11 protein-coding genes are annotated in these 16,789 nt (G+C 65.8%); 6 read left to right on the top strand and 5 right to left on the bottom strand.

What is annotated here, in order from left to right; translation table 11 throughout:
* The first annotated feature begins 10 nt into the window (after positions 1-10).
* The 3 genes from AGI3411_RS17665 (at position 11) to AGI3411_RS17655 (ending at position 2,771) form a co-directional block, all read left to right on the top strand.
* Positions 11-382, top strand: coding sequence for a DUF2069 domain-containing protein (locus tag AGI3411_RS17665; protein WP_129528666.1), 372 nt, complete (start codon positions 11-13; stop codon positions 380-382).
* Entirely contained in the window at positions 379-1,851 is a 1,473-nt protein-coding gene (locus AGI3411_RS17660; RefSeq protein ID WP_129528665.1) for a protein adenylyltransferase SelO, read from the top strand. Before AGI3411_RS17665 ends, AGI3411_RS17660 begins: the two co-directional genes overlap by 4 nt.
* Before the next feature lie 200 nt (positions 1,852-2,051).
* Positions 2,052-2,771 carry a response regulator transcription factor gene (locus AGI3411_RS17655; RefSeq protein ID WP_129528664.1) on the top strand — a complete coding sequence of 240 codons (720 nt, stop codon included), beginning with the start codon at positions 2,052-2,054 and terminating at the stop codon, positions 2,769-2,771.
* A gap of 15 nt (positions 2,772-2,786) precedes the next feature.
* On the opposite strand, the gene AGI3411_RS17650 is transcribed toward AGI3411_RS17655, so the two are convergent.
* Together AGI3411_RS17650 and AGI3411_RS17645 are read right to left on the bottom strand one after the other, a co-directional pair.
* Positions 2,787-4,214 carry a sensor histidine kinase gene (locus tag AGI3411_RS17650; protein ID WP_244240380.1) on the bottom strand — a complete coding sequence of 476 codons (1,428 nt, stop codon included), beginning with the start codon at positions 4,212-4,214 and terminating at the stop codon, positions 2,787-2,789.
* A gap of 104 nt (positions 4,215-4,318) precedes the next feature.
* Positions 4,319-6,292, bottom strand: a complete 1,974-nt coding sequence (locus AGI3411_RS17645; RefSeq protein ID WP_129528663.1) for a bifunctional diguanylate cyclase/phosphodiesterase — start codon at positions 6,290-6,292, stop codon at positions 4,319-4,321.
* A 524-nt stretch (positions 6,293-6,816) separates the two neighbouring features.
* Here AGI3411_RS17645 and AGI3411_RS17640 point away from each other — a divergent pair.
* Genes AGI3411_RS17640 through AGI3411_RS17630 form a run of 3 tightly spaced genes read left to right on the top strand, consistent with a single transcriptional unit; the run spans position 6,817 to position 10,181 of the window.
* A complete protein-coding gene (locus AGI3411_RS17640; RefSeq protein ID WP_129528662.1) occupies positions 6,817-8,199 on the top strand; it encodes a putative bifunctional diguanylate cyclase/phosphodiesterase in 1,383 nt (460 codons plus the stop codon).
* Between the two features lie 36 nt (positions 8,200-8,235).
* A complete protein-coding gene (aroC, locus tag AGI3411_RS17635; RefSeq protein ID WP_129528661.1) occupies positions 8,236-9,303 on the top strand; it encodes a chorismate synthase in 1,068 nt (355 codons plus the stop codon).
* A gap of 35 nt (positions 9,304-9,338) precedes the next feature.
* Complete coding sequence (locus tag AGI3411_RS17630) at positions 9,339-10,181, top strand: M48 family metallopeptidase (protein WP_129528660.1); 843 nt, start codon at positions 9,339-9,341, stop codon at positions 10,179-10,181.
* Between the two features lie 25 nt (positions 10,182-10,206).
* On the opposite strand, the gene AGI3411_RS17625 is transcribed toward AGI3411_RS17630, so the two are convergent.
* From AGI3411_RS17625 to AGI3411_RS17615, 3 genes are all read right to left on the bottom strand, one after another.
* Positions 10,207-12,171 carry a bifunctional diguanylate cyclase/phosphodiesterase gene (locus AGI3411_RS17625; RefSeq protein WP_129528659.1) on the bottom strand — a complete coding sequence of 655 codons (1,965 nt, stop codon included), beginning with the start codon at positions 12,169-12,171 and terminating at the stop codon, positions 10,207-10,209.
* Positions 12,172-12,188: 17 nt separating this feature from the next.
* Entirely contained in the window at positions 12,189-12,872 is a 684-nt protein-coding gene (locus tag AGI3411_RS17620; RefSeq protein WP_129528658.1) for a transglutaminase-like cysteine peptidase, read from the bottom strand.
* Positions 12,873-12,970: 98 nt separating this feature from the next.
* Positions 12,971-16,789, bottom strand: a 3,819-nt coding sequence (locus tag AGI3411_RS17615) for an Ig-like domain-containing protein (protein ID WP_129528657.1), incomplete at its 5' end; no start/stop codon positions are given.

The following is a 16,789-nucleotide window of genomic DNA, read 5'->3' as shown; positions in this document are numbered from 1 at the left end:
TAATAGCAGTATGAACCCTGAACTCAACCCCCGTTTGCGCCTGCTGGCCTCGGTTTCGCTATTTGCCCTGATCGTGCTTTGCGTTACCTGGGAGACCGTGGTGGCGCCGGTGCGGCCAGGCGGTTCCTGGATGTTGCTGAAGGCTTTGCCGCTTGCGTTCCCGCTGCGCGGCATCCTGCGCGGCAATGTCTATACCTACCAATGGGCGTCCATGCTGTCGCTGCTGTACCTGATGGAAGGGGCCGTGCGCGCCATGTCCGATCCGGCTCCGCTGTCCGCCGGGATGGCGTGGGGAGAGATCCTGCTGTCGACGGTCTTCTTCCTGAGCGCCATTTTCTATGTACGGCCCGCCAAGCGGGCCGCCAGGAGGCAACGCGCATGAGCGCCCATTCGCTGTCCGATCTTCGTACGGTCAATTCCTTTGCCGCCTTGCCGGCGGCTTTCCATACCCGGCTGGCGCCCCAGCCCTTGAACAATCCGCGCCTGCTCCACGCCAATGCCGACGCGGCGCGCCTGATCGGCCTGGATGCTTCCGTCCTGTCCACGTCCGAATTCCTGAATGTGTTTTCCGGCGCCCAGCCGCTGCCTGGCGGCGACACGCTGGCGGCCGTCTATAGCGGCCACCAGTTCGGCGTCTGGGCCGGCCAGCTGGGCGACGGGCGCGCCCACCTGCTGGGCGAGGTCGACGGGCCGGAAGGCGCCTGGGAACTGCAGCTCAAGGGCTCCGGCATGACACCCTATTCGCGCATGGGCGACGGCCGCGCGGTACTGCGTTCGTCCGTGCGTGAATACCTGGCCAGCGAGGCCATGCACGGCCTGGGCGTTCCCACGACGCGCGCGCTGGCGCTGGTGGTTTCCGATGACCCGGTCATGCGCGAAACCGTCGAGACGGCCGCCATCGTGACTCGCATGTCGCCCAGTTTCGTGCGTTTCGGCTCGTTCGAACACTGGTCGTCGCGCCGCCAGCCCGATCAGCTCAAGACCCTGACGGACTACGTCATCGACCGTTATTACCCGGATTGCCGCGACCCCCAGGACGACTCCGCCACCATCCTGAACCTGCTGCGCGCGGTCACGCGCCGCACGGCGCTCCTGATGGCGGACTGGCAGGCGGTGGGCTTTTGCCATGGCGTGATGAATACGGACAATATGTCCATTCTGGGGTTGACGCTGGACTATGGCCCCTACGGTTTCATGGACGGCTTCAGCCTGGGGCACGTTTGCAACCATTCCGACACGGAAGGGCGGTATTCGTGGAACCGCCAGCCGTCCGTGGCCTTGTGGAACCTGTACCGCCTGGGCGGCAGCCTGCATGCGCTGGTGCCGGACGTGGACGGCCTGCGGGCCGTGCTGGACGAGTTCGAGCCGGTGTTCACGCGCGCCTTCCATGACCGGATGGCGGCCAAAATGGGCCTGGCCGCGTGGCGGCCGGAGGACGAACCGCTGCTGGACGATCTGCTCAAGCTGATGGACGCCAACCAGGCCGATTTCACCCTCGCCTGGCGGCGCCTGGCCGATGTGCTCTCAGGGCAGCGCAACGCGTTCGAGGATCTGTTCATCGACCGTCCGGCGGCGGCGGCCTGGCTGGACCGGCTGCTGGCCCGCCATGCGCAGGACGGGCGGCCCGTGCTCGAAGTGGCCGCGGGCATGAACGGCGTCAACCCCCTCTATGTGCTGCGCAATCACCTGGCGGAAGAGGCGATCCGCGCGGCGAAATCGGGGGATGCCAGTGAAATCGATACGCTGATGAAGCTGTTGCGCAACCCGTACGTCGCGCAGCCGGGCCATGAACGGTATGCCGGATTGCCGCCGGATTGGGCTGGCGGCATCGAGGTCAGTTGCTCATCTTGAATACTGCGCGCCAAACCGAAAGCGATTTTCAGGGGATTTACGCGAAAATAACGATTTAGAAAAGGAATATCGCAGTTTTTTTCACTGCAATCATTCGTTTCCATTGTAAAAGTCGTAAGATTGTCGCCAACGGGACACCCCGGGGGCCGAGCGTCCGCGGGGCATTTGTCGATACTCTTAAATATAAAGCACTCTAAATTATGGCTGGCGCAGATGGTTTGCTGTGTATCGGTCTGCTTGAGGATGACGCCGATTTCCGGGAGGAATTGGCGTTAGGCTTGGGTGGCTATGGTTTCCGGGTGGCATTTGCCTGTGATAATGCGGCGGCGTTTTATCGCCGGTTGCAGGAACAGCCGTGCGATATCGTCATTCTTGATGCCCATCTTCCCGGCGAAGATGGTTTTTCCGTGGCAACCCGCCTGCGCGCCTTGAGCCCGGTCGGTATTGTCATGCTGACCGGCCGCAGCGCCCTGGAAGACCGGGTGCGCGGCCTGGAGGGCGGCGCCGACGTCTACATGACCAAGCCCGTGGACCTGCTGGAACTCAGTTCGGTCATCCGCAGCCTGGCCCGGCGGATGCGCCTGGCCAAGGCGCCGCGCCCCGCAGATGCGGAAACGCGGGCCTCGCCGGACAGTTCGTGGTCCTTGCAGGACGGCGGCTGGATCCTGGTGGCGCCGGACGGGGCTTCGCTGCACCTCAGCGCCCAGGAACGCACTTTCCTGGTGGCGCTGATGGATGCGGCCGGAAGCGCCGTCAGCCGGCAGGTTTTGGCGGAATTGTTCCTGCCCGACAGCCCGGGCGGTTTTGAATTGCGCCGCATCGATGTGCTGGTCAGCCGCCTGCGCGCCAAGGCGCAGAGCGCGGGCCTCAAATTGCCGGTGCTGTCGGTGCGCGGCCAAGGTTACGTCTTTGCCGCATGAGTCCGCTGCCGGCCGTCAGGCGGCCGGTGTCCTGGAAGGCAACGTGACGACAAAGCGCGTGCCTACGCCGACCTTGCTTTGCATCGTCAGCGAGCCACCCTGGTTCTGGCAGATGCGCCGGGCCAGATAGAGGCCGATCCCCATCCCCTGTGTTTCCCGATGCGCGGCGCGCCGGAAATGCGGCTCGAATATCCGGGCCTGTTCTTCTTCCCCAATCCCCGGGCCGCGGTCGGTGACGGCCACCCACGCCATCGGGACATCGCCCGCGCGGCTCTCGCCCGTCTCGATGCGGACCGTTTCGTTGGCCGGCGAATACTTGATGGCATTGTGGATCAGGTTGCGCAGCACCACGCTGGTCAGGGGCTGGTCGCAATAGACGGGCAGAGGGCCTTCGGCCTGCAGCACCAGCGCGTGGGCGGTGTCCGGTTGCATCGATGCCACGACGTCCCGCGCCAGTTCCGCCATGTCTGTTTGCTCGCCCCGCGGCATCCAGGCCTGCTCGCCCAGCCGGTCCTGGTTCAGCAGTTGGTCCATGAGTTCGGTCATCCGGGCGACCGAGCGGTGGATGCGCGCCAGGCGGTTGCCCACGGCCTCGCTGCCGTCGGAGAGAATCATGTCCAGCGATTGAGCCGCCGCGCTGACGGTGGCAAGCGGCGCGCGCAATTCGTGGGAGATCAGCGCGTTCATCTGGCGCTGCGTATCCAGCGCGCCGGCCAGTTCGGCCAGCCTGAGTTCGCCCTGCGCGAGATGTTCCGCATCGCTGGGCGTGTGGCTGCCGCGTGCCGCGGGCTGGCCAGGCGCTTGCCTGCCGATGGCCTGCAGCAGCAAGGCGCTCGATACCAGCAGCAATCGCACGAGTTCAACGGTGGTGCCCACGCCGTTGGCGCCTTCGGGTCGCAAGGCGTCGTGCGCGAGCATCCAGGCCGAAACGCCATACGCCAGGGCCAGGGCCAGTGCTGGCGCGCTTCCGGGTGTGCGGCGCGCGGCGCGCGCCAGGAGCCACCCGGCCAGGGGCAGGCTGGCGGCGGCGCAGGCGCCTGCGATCGCGGTGGGGACCACGCCGTTGCCGGGTTCGTAGGCGAAGATCAGCGCCAATGCCGCGACGGCCGCCACGATGACGCTGGCCCAGCGGCAGGCTGCCGCCAGCCGGGATGCGGCGGGCGAGCCGGTCAGGAACGGGACGGTGAGGGCAAGCAGGGCGGCGTAGGAGCCGGCCTGCAGCGCGCCGGGCGGCAGCAAAGAGGGGGTGGCGCGGAGCACGCCTTCGACCAGCATGAACGCCAGGCCTGCGCCCTGCATCGCGTTGCGCGTGGCGGCCCAGGCGACGGCACAGGCTACGCCGCAAGCCATCGCCACGCCCGCGGTCAGGCCCAGGTGGATGTCTTCATAGGGGGCGCCTGGGGCGTAGGCCAGGGCGGCGGCGGGAAAGAACAGGGCGTACAACAGCAGTAGCCCCAGCCGCGGCAGGATGGCTTGCCGCCCGCTGTTCGCGCGGCGCGCGCCGCTGGGGCGGCGAGGCCCGCGGATGCGAAGAGGAGATCCTTCCGTCAACTAGAAACCCATGGATGTTCGGATGCAAGGTCGTGAGCCTGGGCGCAGTTTACGCCAGCGCCGCGTATGGCGTGGACGCCCAGGCCTTCCAGGATGTTCTGCGTTGCGATGTCGGGCACATCTTCCGCATAGACCGCCATATGCAGCGTCGTGGCCGTCGCCACCACGGTGGCGGCCAGGTGGCGGCTGCCCGGGCTGTGCAGCAGGCCGGTAATGAAGCCGCCGCTCAGTTTCAGGTAGGACAGGGGAAACTCATGCAGGCGCTCCATGGCGCCGAACTGGTGCGACAGGCGCGCCACGCCGACCCGGCTGCCGGCCGCCGTGGCGATGACGCAAAGTTGGCGCAGGTCGGCTTCCTGCTCCACGAGCGCCGCCGCGTCGACCTCGATGATAAGGCGCGCCGTCAATGCCGGGCGATCGGCCAGCATGCGTTCCAGCCGGGACAGGAACGAGGGCTGCGCAAGCGACGCCAGGGCGATGGGTACCGCGAGCGCGCCAGTGCGGGCGTACAGCCAGTCCAGTCCCAGCCTGATGGCCTGCACGTCGCATTCCGCGGAAAGCCCGAGCCGCACCGCGGGCGGCATGAAGATGGACGCCGGCACCGGGCTCGCGTCGGCGGTGTCGTGCAAGGTCAGGCTGGCCTCCTGGTGCAGCAGGGCGCCGGACATATCGTGCAGCGGCTGCACGGCGAGCGAGAACCGGTGCTGCTCCAGTGCCGTGATCAGGGCATCGTGCCAGCTGTATTCGCCGATGTGGGTGCTGTCGGGCGCGCGGTTGGCCGGCGTGACCTGGTCGTCGTCGGCGCTTTCGGCGCACATCAGCGCATGGTCCAGGCGGGCGAGCGTCTCGCTCATATTGTCTCCCGGCGCGTAGGCGGTCATCGCCATCGCCCAGCGGCACCACCCGTGCTTGTCCATGGGCACGCGCAGCGAACGCAGTTCGCGCCGCACGCGTTCGGCCAGCAGGCCGGCTTGCGGCGCCGATGTGCGGGGCAGCAATAGCGCGAAGTCGGAGCCGCTCAGGCGGGCGATGAACGCAGCCTGGCCGCCGAACTCGGTCACGAGTTTCTGCAGCCGGTCGGAAGAGGAGCGCAGCCACTGGTCGGTGAAAGCGCGGGAGAGATGCCGGTTGATCTGGGCCAGGTCGCGTTGGCGGAACATCAGGAGATGTCCGCCCGCCTCGGATTCCTTGTCTGCCAGCGCCAGCCTGAACTGTTCGACGAAGTACCGGCGGTTGCTCAGGCGGGTGACGGGGTCCCGGTAGACTTCGCTTTGCAGCGATTCAATGCGGGCGTTCTGTTCCTGCACCGTGGCGGCAACCATGCGCTGCGCGTCGACCAGCGCCTGATCCACGCCGGCCAGCGCGCAAGCGCCGCTCAAGGCCGCATCGTTGCCCGGCGCCAGCGCACGCACGCGTTCGCAGATATCGCGCGAAGCCTGCGCTTCCATCCGCCGGACCAGGTACAGGGTAAACAATAGCCATAAGGCGCCCGCGGCCAGCAGCAGGCCGAGCAGCCGCACGCCGCCTTGCCAGAGGGTGTCGCGCGCCTGGCGCGAATCGGCCTGGACCGTGACGGTGCCCCGCAGGGCGCCGTTCGCGGTGGCGTAAGGGCGCGAGACGGCGGGCGCTTCCATGTCCAGCCAGGCGTTGCGCCAATCGTGTTCACGGCCCGGTACGTCTTCAGGCCGGGCCTGCCGGTCAAGGCCGGGCCCTCCTTTTGCGTCCGTGATGCGCACCAGTGCGTATCGGCCCTGGCCGAACAGCTCATCCGCGAGCGCGGCCTGTTCTTCGGGGGCGTTGCTTGAACGCGACAGCGCCCAGGCGAGCGTGGTGGCGCCTTCTTCGCTGCGCTGCGCCAACTGCGTTTCCAGGTACCGGTGCGCGGCCATCATTCCCAACGCTTGCGCGCCGGCCAGAACAAGGCCGATCAGGAAGGTGGTGAAGAAAAGTAGCCGGCGGAAAGTGGACATGTATTTGAAGGTTCCCTTCCTGCCCGGCGCCGCGCCCCGGGGGCGCGGAGCTGCCCGGTGTCCGGTCAGCGGGGCATCGAACAGAAAGCGTCCAAGAAAAGCTGGATAAGAAACGTGACACACGTTACTAATACATCAGCGGCGCCTTGTGTACTGTAATTCTACATGTCACATAACGTACAGAATATTACTAAATCCGTGCCGAGATCAGACAAGCTGTGCAATTATTTCGGACCCGGCCGTTTTTCGAATGACAACTATCGAGACAAGGCGTATTAATTTTTTGGGTCTGGCTGTCGTAGAAGTAAGGACGAAGCATGCCGCAAGGGACGGGGAACGCCATGCATGGGCTATCTTCCTCGTTCGCGGGCAATCAGAGAACCGTAGGAATACAAGGAAAAAGAGGCGCGTTGCCTCTGAAGTGTGGCGTTTTTTTGCGAAACTAATGCATAATTTAAAAAATGTTACAGCCCTTGGGTTCCTTGTCGAACCGCAACGCCGGGGGCTTATGGATAGGGGGCTCCGTGCGTGAGAGTTACCTGCTCGCACTGTGCCTCGTGCTGGCGGTCGCGCTTGTTGTGATATGCCTGATCTTCGCGCGCAGGGAGCGTGTGCTGCGCCGCCGCCTGACGTGCGATGAATTGACCGGTGTTCTCAGCCAGCAGGAACTGCACCGGCGCGCGCGCGCCTGGCTCGGCAGCGGCGGTGAGCGCTCGCGCCGGGGCGCTTTCTTCCTGGTCGGTTTCGAGCAGTACGCCGAGATCAGCGCCATGCTGCGCGCCGGGGAAGACCAGGCTTTGCTGGTGCAGGTGGGCGGCCGGCTCAGCTTGATTGCCCGCGCCCTGGGCGGCATGGTCGCGCGCACGGGGTCCGACGCGTTCACCATTTGCGTGCCCGAGGTGGACGAAGAGGGCGCGGCGCAGGTGTCGGCCAAGCTCCTGGAAGACCTGAGCGCGCCCTACGAATTGGGCGGCCGTCCGCTGATTGCCGTATTCCGCGTCGGCGCGGCCCTGTACCCCGAGCACGGACGCAGCGTGGAAGAGCTGCAGCGTTGCGTACAGGTGGCCCTGGTCCCGCTGAAGGAGCGCGGGGGCCCAGGCTGGAGCCTGTTCGACTTCCGCATGCTTGCGCACCAGCGCGACCGGCAGGGCCTGGAAAACGATTTGCGCCTGGCGCTGACCACGCAGTCCATGGATCAGTTCGAACTGTATTACCAACCGGTCTGCGATAGCGGCACAGGGGTGGTGCAGGGATGCGAGGCGCTGTTGCGCTGGCATCACCCGGTGCTGGGCAGCGTATCACCCGCCGTGACCATCGAGCTGGCCGAGCGCAGTGGCCTGATCGTGCCGTTGGGCGCCTGGATACTGGAACGGGCCTGCACCCAGGCGGCGCAGTGGCCGGCGGCTTGGCGCGTGCACGTGAACCTGTCGGTCAAGCAGATGAACGAAGACGGCCTGGTCGACCTGGTGTCGAACGTGCTGGCCGCAGCGAGCCTGGCGCCGCGCAAGCTGGTGCTGGAGATCACGGAATCCATCTTCATCCTGCACTACGAGCAGCACGTGAAGGTATTGAATGCGCTGAGGGCCACGGGCATTGGCGTGGCGCTGGACGACTTCGGCTGTGGCTATTCCAGCCTGAATCATCTGCGTTCGTTGCCCATCGATTGGGTCAAGATCGATCGCAGCTTCATTTCCGCCTTGGAATCGGACGCCGGCAGCCGCGAGGTTGTGTCCGCACTGTTCGGGCTGTGCCAGGCGATGCATTTGCCCGTGGTGGCGGAAGGCGTCGAAACAGAGGGCCAGCGCGAGATACTCAAGTCCCTGGGATGCAGGGTCATGCAGGGATTCCTGCTGGGGCGCCCCGCGCCGGCGTCGGAAATCCAGGCTTTGGCCTCGGCGGTGTCATAATCGGGGTTGCTCGCAAACCCGACCCGTTGACTCCCTATGCCCGGCAACACCCTAGGTACCTTCTTTACCGTCACCAATTTCGGCGAATCCCACGGACCGGCCATCGGCTGCGTCGTGGACGGCTGTCCTCCCGGGTTGTCCCTGGACGCTTCCGACATCCAGCTCGAACTGGACCGCCGCCGTCCCGGCACTTCGCGTCACGTTACGCAGCGCCAGGAAGCCGATCAGGTCGAGATCCTATCCGGGGTGTATGAAGGGGTGACGACGGGCACGCCGATCGGCCTGCTGATCCGCAACACGGACGCGCGCAGCAAGGACTACTCCAACATTGCCGATACCTTCCGGCCGGGCCATGCCGATTACGCCTATTGGCGCAAGTTCGGCGTGCGCGACCCGCGCGGCGGCGGCCGTTCGTCGGCGCGCCTGACCGCACCCACCGTGGCCGCGGGCGCCATCGCCAAGAAATGGCTGGCCGAGCAATATGGCGTCAAGGTCCGCGGCTACATGAGCCAGCTCGGCCCGGTCGCCATCCCCTTCGTATCCTGGGATGAAGTCCCCAACAATCCGTTCTACGCGCCCAATGCCGAGGTCGTCCCGGAACTCGAAGCCTATATGGACCAGTTGCGCCGCGACGGCGACTCGGTCGGGGCCCGCATCGAGGTCGTGGCGGAAAACCTGCCCGCGGGCTGGGGCGAACCCATCTACGACCGCCTGGACGCCGATATCGCGCATGTGATGATGGGCCTGAACGCGGTCAAGGGCGTGTCGATCGGGGCGGGCTTCGACAGCATCGCCCAGCGCGGTTCGGAGCACGGCGACGAGATCACGCCTGACGGCTTCCTGACCAATCATGCGGGCGGGGTGCTGGGCGGCATTTCCACCGGCCAGCCCATCACCGTGTCGCTGGCTATCAAGCCCACGTCCAGCATCCGGGTCGAGCGCCGCTCGGTGAACCGCGCCAACGAACCGGTCATGGTGCAGACGCTGGGCCGCCATGATCCCTGCGTCGGCATCCGCGCAACGCCCATCGCCGAGGCGATGCTCGCGCTGGTGCTGATCGACCACGCCCTGCGCCATCGCGGGCAATGCGGCGATCCGGTCTGATACGCTGACGCTCTTCGAATACCTTGGAGGCCGACATGATCCGGAAACGTTATCTGCTTCGCAACGCGGGCGCGGCGCTCGCGCTGGCCGCCCTGGCTGGCTGCACGGGCATGAATACCACGCAGTCCGGCGCGATCGGTGTCAACAGGACGCAGTACATGTCCAGCATGGTGCCTTCGCAGGCGCTGGAGCAGGAAGCGAACCAGCAGTACGCCGAGATCCTTCAGCAGGCGAAGGCCAAGGGGCTGCTGGACCGCGACGCCCAGCAGCTGGCGCGGGTGCGCGCGATTTCGCAGCGGCTGATCGCGCAGGCGCCGGTGTTCCGGCCGGATGCGTCCGGCTGGAAATGGGAAGTGCACGTGCTGTCCAGCGACGAGATCAACGCCTGGTGCATGCCGGGCGGCAAGATCGCCGTCTACACGGGCCTGATCTCCAAGATCAAGCCCACGGACGCCGAACTGGCGGCAGTGCTGGGCCACGAGATCTCCCATGCGCTGCGCGAGCATGCGCGTGAACGGGTATCGCAGCAGATGGCGACCAATCTGGGGCTGTCCGTGCTGTCCATCGCGACGGGGTCCAGTGCGGCATCCGACCTGGGCGGGCAACTCACGAGTGTGATGTTCACGCTGCCCAACAGCCGCACCCACGAAACCGAGGCCGACCGCATGGGGGTGGAGCTGGCGGCCCGGGCGGGTTACGACCCGCGGGCTGCCGTGACCCTGTGGCAGAAAATGGGCGCCGCCGAACAGGGCAGCGCGCCGCCCGAATTCCTGTCGACCCATCCGTCTGCGGCCTCGCGCATCAGCGATCTCCAGTCGGCGGCGCAGCAAGTGCTGCCGCTGTACGAACAATCCAAGGGCAAGGCCGCCGCGCGCTGAGCCCGCCCACCGCAGCGGGGCGTTCTTAGGCCCCGCCTGCGGCCATCTTGACGCCAGGGCCCCGCATGATGCCGATGCCCAGGTTGGCCAGGATCCGTTGCGTTTCCGCGTCGGGCACATCCTCGGCATAGACCGCGATTTTCAAGTTCCGGGCCGTTTCCAGCACCGATGCGGTCAGTTGCTGGCTGCCCGGGCTTTGCGACATGCCGCCCACGAAGCCGCCGCCCAGCTTCACGTAGGACAGGGGCAGGGTGTGCAATTGCGCAACGGCGCCGAACTGCTGCGCCAGGCGGCGCACGCCGATATGCGCGCCGAACTCCGAGGCGACGCGGGCCAGCGTGGCGATCTGTTCGTGGCATTCCACCAGGCCGTGCGCATCGACTTCGAGGTACAGGCGCGGCGCCAGCGGGCGGTGCTCCGTCAGCAGCAGGGCCAGCTGGCGGAAGAATTTCTGGCCCCGCAACGAGGGCAGGGCCACGCGTACGGCCAGTTCGCCGGGGTTGGCGGCCAGCCAGTCCAGCCCCAGGCTTACGGCTTCCAGGTCGCAATCGGCCACCAGGTCCAGGCGCACGGCCGGCGGGATGAACAGCGTTGCCGGGATCGGCTCCTCGCCGGCGGCGGTGCGCAGCATCAGCATGGCTTCGATGCGGACCGTGCTGCCGTCCGCGGCCTGCAGGCGTTCGGTGGACAGTTCGAAGCGATGGTCTTCGAGGGCGGACACGATGGCGTCCTTCCAGGCCCGTTCGCCGGATTCCGAGGGGGATTGCATGTCGGTCGCGCCGGCGATCACGACTTGGTCGTTGCCGGCGCTTTCCGCCCGCATCAGCCCGAAGTCCAGCCGCGCGAGCACCGGGCCGGCCTGATTGCCGTGGCCGTAGTCCGTCATGGCTTGCGCCCAGCGGCACAGGTGGCCCTCGCCGACGGGGATGCGCGACGCGTGCAGGTCGGCCCGCACCTGCTCCGCGACCATCATCGCCTGCGGCGCCGCGCAGCCGGGCAGCAGCAGGGCGAAATCCGATCCGTTCAGGCGGGCCAGCAGCGGCGAGGCCACATGCAGGCGCCTGAGCGTACTGTTGATGCGTTCGCACGCCGTGCGCAGCCATTGGTCGATGAATTCGCGGGGCATGTGGCGGTTCAGGTCCGCCAGGTCGCGCTGGCGGAACACCAGGATATGGCCGCCATCGACGGCGCGCCCGGCAACGGCCGGCGGCGCTTCGAGCGCGCGGCGGAATTCGTTGACGAAGTACTTGCGGTTCGGCAGGCCGGTGACCGGATCCTGGTTGAGCTCCACTTCCAGCGATTCGATCTTGGCGTTCTGCTCTTCGACGCTGGCGTAGACGCGTTCGCGCGTCTGGTTCAGGGCCTGGACCACGCCGGACAGCTCGGGCACGCGCGCCTCGACCTGCTCGGACGGGGATTCCTGGCCGATGCCGCGCACGTGATCGCTGATTTCGCGCAGCAGGCGGTTCTTGATCCATCCCACCAGCAGGAAGGCGAACACCGCCCACAGAATGCCCGCGCCCACCACCAGGGCAATCATCTTCAGGCTGCTGCGCCACAGGGCTTCCCAGGCGTAGGCGTCGTTGGCGACCAGCGTGACTTCGCCGATCTGGCGCCAGCCATCGCTGACCGCGTGGGTGGCCGGCTCCGAGTTCAACGGCGCCAGCGCCTGGAACCAGGCGGGCACCGACGCGGCCGTCGCCGTGGAGCGGCGCTCGATGAGGACCTTGCCTTCCGGATCGGACAGGCGCACCAGCGAGAAATGCCCGCCGTCGTACAGCGCCGACACCAGCAATTCCTGGACCACGGGATCATTGTTGGCGGGCTGCGAGAGGGACAGGGCCAGCGATACGGCGGCGTCGGTGCTCTGCACCTGCAACTGGCCCGACAGGTATTCCCGGGCCGTATTGACGCTGAGCGCCAGCGTGCCCAGCAGGATGACGCCGATCGCGAGGGTAACGCTGAGCAGAAGCTGTCGAAGTATGGACATGGTCTTATTTCCGGACATCAGGGGCGCAGGCCTTCCCGTTCCATGCGTTGAAGTAGATCACGCCAGCGGCTGAGGCGGTCAACCGGGGCGGCGGGTTTGCCGTCAACGTACACGCCGTCGGCGTTGAAACTGAACACCGGCGTCAGGTCGCGGCGCTGCGAGGCCGGCAGGATGGTCGAGATCAGGCTGTCCAGCACCAGCGGCACGGCATTCGGGGTTTCGTAGTAGCCGAGCACCATGTGGGCGACCTGGCTGCTGCTGGCGGCGCCGCCGATGCGCGCGCGCACGTAGATGAAGCGCAGCTTGTTGGCCGGGACGCCCAGCTTGAGCAGCGTGAAGTACTTGCCGATGACGTAGTCTTCACAGTCGCCGGCTCCCTTGCCCAGGGATTCCAGCGGCGTGGCCCAGTAGTCGGGCTGGCGCCAGATGACCGAGTCTTCCCCGGACATCAGGCTGCGATTCCAGAAATCGTTGGCCATCACCAGCGCATCCCGCTCCTGGCCCGGGGTGGGGGCTCGCAGCAGATCGAGCCACGAGCCCACCGCGCGGGCGCCTTTGGCCCCATAGCGGCTGGCCGACAGGCTTTGCAGTTTGCCGGCATCGATCTCCAGGGCAAAACTGCCGCCCCAGGCACAGGCCAGACACAACAAAGCCCATCGGCACAACGTCAGCGCGGGGCGGAAACGGGGAAGCGATGGCATGCGACGGATTTTCACATGTTTCCGAACGTTTCAGATGAAATGTCTGAAAAATGTGTCGTCCGGGGAAGGGCCGGCCAGGCCCTTCCCGCCGCTACCGCTTAGTTGTGGTCGACGTTCAGCTTCCCCTTCTGCAGCAGGTCGTTGATGATGGCCTGGTTGCTCATCAGCTGGCCGTTGGCGTCATGCATGAGGTCAACGTTCTCCAGCACGATCTTCTGGTCCGCACCCTGGCCGATCTGGCCCTTGGTGTTGATCTCGAGGATCGTGTTGTTGGCGTTGGCCGGATCCTGCTTGAAGTTCAGGTACTGCGACAGGTTGCCGTCCTTTTCGCCCACGAGCAGGTCCTTCAGGTCCAGCACGTCGCCGCCGTCGGCGACCAAGGCCTTCGAGAAGTCCTTGATCGTGTCGATTGCGGGCTGCGCGGTGGTGCCTTCGTCGCCGAGCTGCCACTTGAAGGTGTCGCTGCCGCCGTCGCCCCACAGCGTGTCGTTGCCCTTGCCGCCGACCAGGATGTCGTTACCGGCGCCACCATGCAGTTCGTCGTTGCCGGTACCGCCGTAGAGCTTGTCGTTGCCGTCATCGCCCCACAGGACGTCGTTGCCGCCCTGTCCGTAGATGATGTCGTCGCCCTTGCCCCCGTGCAGTTCGTCATTGCCGCCACGCGTGTCGCCCTGGACATCGAACATCCCGTGGTTGTCCGAGATGAACTTGTGCAGGTCGGCGTCCGTGGGCTGCGTGCCGTTCTTGAGCAGCAGGAACTGCTTGAGCGCATCCAGGCCCGCTCCATCCGCCAGGTCGGTCGGCTTGGCCGGATTGCCATCCACGCCCCACGGCAAGTGATCGGTATTGATCGTATCGCCGAACAGGATGTCGTTGCCGTCACCGCCGAAGATCTTGTCGTCGCCGACAGGAGCCAGTTCGTTGGTCGTGCTGCCGCCAACGAGAGCCGACTCCAGATCCGACGGGTTCAGCACGACCTGCGAGTTGTCGGTGCGGCCCGTGGTGTACGTGCGGATGTTGTCAATGTCTACGCGGAACGCGCCGCTCGAACTCTTGTCGTTGAGGATGAACTGGTACAGGTAGTCCCCAGGGCCGTAGACACCTACCGTCTTGGTATTGGCCTCGGTACCGGACTCGACTTCCTTCCATTCCGAACCATTCCACTTCAGCAGGACCCACTTGAACGTGTCGGCGGAATTCTTGTCCGCAACGGAGGCATCGAAGCCGAACGACGCGCCGGCGGGGTTCGTTACCGTGATCTTGTCGGAATCCCTCATGGTGACGGTGAATGCGTTGCCATCCGACGTCGTATCCGAGATACGCATCTTGTAGCTGTTGTTATTGTTGCCCGTCCGCGTCACCGTGCCGTCGCCGTCCTTCTGCCAGTTTGCGACGTTGTTCGCTCCTGCAGGCGAGTTTCCGGAGAAGTTCACATAAACCTCGCCGCCAGTGGTGAAGCGGCCGCCGGTGTTGTCGTACTTGTTGAGCGTGGAGGTGGAGACACCCGAGCCGATGCCGATGCCGTGCACTTCGCTGACGCCAGCCAGGGAATTGAACTCGTTGTCGCGGTTGTACTGCCACTCGGAGGTGGGTTCGCCGTCCGTGAGGAAGAACGTCAGGTTCTTGTATGCATTACCATCGGCATCCTCGGTGGGCTGACCGTCGAACCAGTCCTTGGTCTCGTTGAAGGCCGCGCCATACGGCGTGCTGCCACCAGACCGGAGGCCCATCAGGATGTCGACCATTTCGTCGACATTGTCGGTCGTCAGGCCGGAGATTTCCTTCTGCAGCTTCGCGCTGCTGCCTTCGAACGTGATCAGCGACACGTTGATGGTGCCATCGTGGAGGGCCAACTGATTCTCCAGCAGCGCCTTGAGAGCCTTCTTGGCGGTCTCGAGGCGTCGCTCCTGATTGGAACCGCTGCCCCAGTAGTAGTCCATCGAGCCCGACAGATCGAGCACCAGTGCGATGTTGTAGCTGGTGCCGGGGGTCACGTTCTTCAGCATGCCGCCCTGGTCGCCCAGCAGCACGTCGTCGCCCGAGCCGCCCTTGACGGTGTCGTTGTTGTTGCCGCCGCCCGTGAATTGGTCCACGCGCAACTCGAACGTCTGCTGCTCCGAGGTGTCCTGGCCGCCGTTGGCGGTGCCGCCGGAATCCTTGACGCGGAACTCGAAGGACGAGCCGGCGTTTTCACCCACGTTGGTGGCGTCGGGGCGGAACACCAGCTTGCCGTCCGTGAGGTCCGCAACGCTGATTTCCTGGCCCTGAGTCACCGGCTGCCCATCGATGAGCAGCGTGCCGCCGGACGGCAGGGAGTCGATGATCACCGACTCCATCGAATGCCCCTCCACCGGGTCGGAGAACTCGAAGTCGTCCATGTCGAACACGTAGTCCCGGCCCTCCGTCACGTTGCCCGAGGCATCCGCCGAAACCGGAGCGTCATTGACGGGCAGGACGTCGATGTCCAGCGTGGAAGAGGTCGTTTCCGAGCCGTCCGTCACGGTATAAGTGATCTGCGGGACGTCCCCGTTCCAGTTCGCATCAGGCGTGAAGACATAGCCGCCATTGGCATTTACGACGATAGTGCCGACGCCGGCAATGGTCGCCGTCTGGCCCGCATCGTACTTCGTGCCGTTGATCGAGAACTCGGTGACGGACAGCGCGTCGTTGTCGGCATCCGTCGCGCCCGTAAGCACGTTGCCGCTGGCGATCTGGTCTTCCAGGATCTGATTGGTGTGGGTCTCGAGGACCGGCGCTTCGTTCGTGCCGTTGATGGTGATGACGATCACCGCTTCACTGATGTCGCCGTCGGCATCAGTGATGGTGTAGTGGATCTCCTCGGTCAGGGTCTGGTCGTTGCCGAGCGCCCGGACCGCGGCCAGGCTGTTGTCCAGTTGGTACGACCAGGTGCCGTCGCCATTGTCGATCAGAGTGCCGTACTTGGCGTCGCCCGCCGTAATGGTCACGGTGCTGGCGTCGGCGCCCAGCGTGTCATTGGCGAGCACGTTGCCAGTGATCGCGCCGGTGGCGCCCTCGTCGACCGATGCCGTGTCGTCCTCGGCCTTGGGCGCGGTGTCGATGATCTGGATGACCAGGTCATCGCTGTGGGTCTGGCCGGCCAGGTCCTTGACCGAGACCTGGAACAGGTCGCGCACGGAGTCGTCGCCCGCGCTGTGGTCATCGGCGCCGCCGGTCTCCTGGTAGGAGTAGGTGATGGTGCCGGTGGCCGCGTCGTAGCCGGTGATGCTGAGCACCCCCTTGCCGGTGGTGATGACGACCGGATCGGCGGCGGTGGCGCCGGTGATATCCAGGCCACCCACGGTGACGCCGGCGATGCCGGCTTCCGCGGAGACAGTGACGGAACCCGTCACGGTGTCGCCGGTGCCTTCGACCACGCTGTTATGCGCGCCGGTGACGTTGCCGTCGCTGTCTTCCGGGGTGATGACCGGCGGCGTATCGGCCTGGCCCTGGATGCTGAAGCTGAGCTTGGCGTCGGAGGTGTCGTTGTCGGCGTCCTTGACGGTGTAGTTCAGCGTGAAGTTCAGCTTGTCGGTGGCGCCGAGCGCCTGGACGGCCGGCTTGCTGTTGTCCAGCGTGAACTGCCAGGTGCCGTCGGCGTTGAGCGTGAGCGAGCCGTACTGTTCGATCTCGGCGCGCTGGGCGTCGGAGACGTTCCAGGTGACGCCGCTGATGGCGTCGGCGCCCTTGACGTCGTTGTCCACGACGTTGCCGCTGAGGGTATCCACAGCTGCATCTTCGGTGACCGTACCGCCGTTGTCGTCCTTGGCTTCCGGCACGGTGTCGATGATCTGGATGACCAGGTCATCGCTGTGGGTCTGACCGGCCAGGTCCTTGACCGAGACCTGGAACAGGTCGCGCACGGAGTCGTCGCCCGCGCTGTGGTCATCGGCGCCGCC

It is taken from the genome of Achromobacter agilis (genome assembly GCF_900496965.1).
GTDB lineage: Bacteria > Pseudomonadota > Gammaproteobacteria > Burkholderiales > Burkholderiaceae_B > Achromobacter > Achromobacter agilis.
Note: the sequence above shows the minus strand (reverse complement) of the source record. Positions and strands in the feature narration are given on the sequence as shown.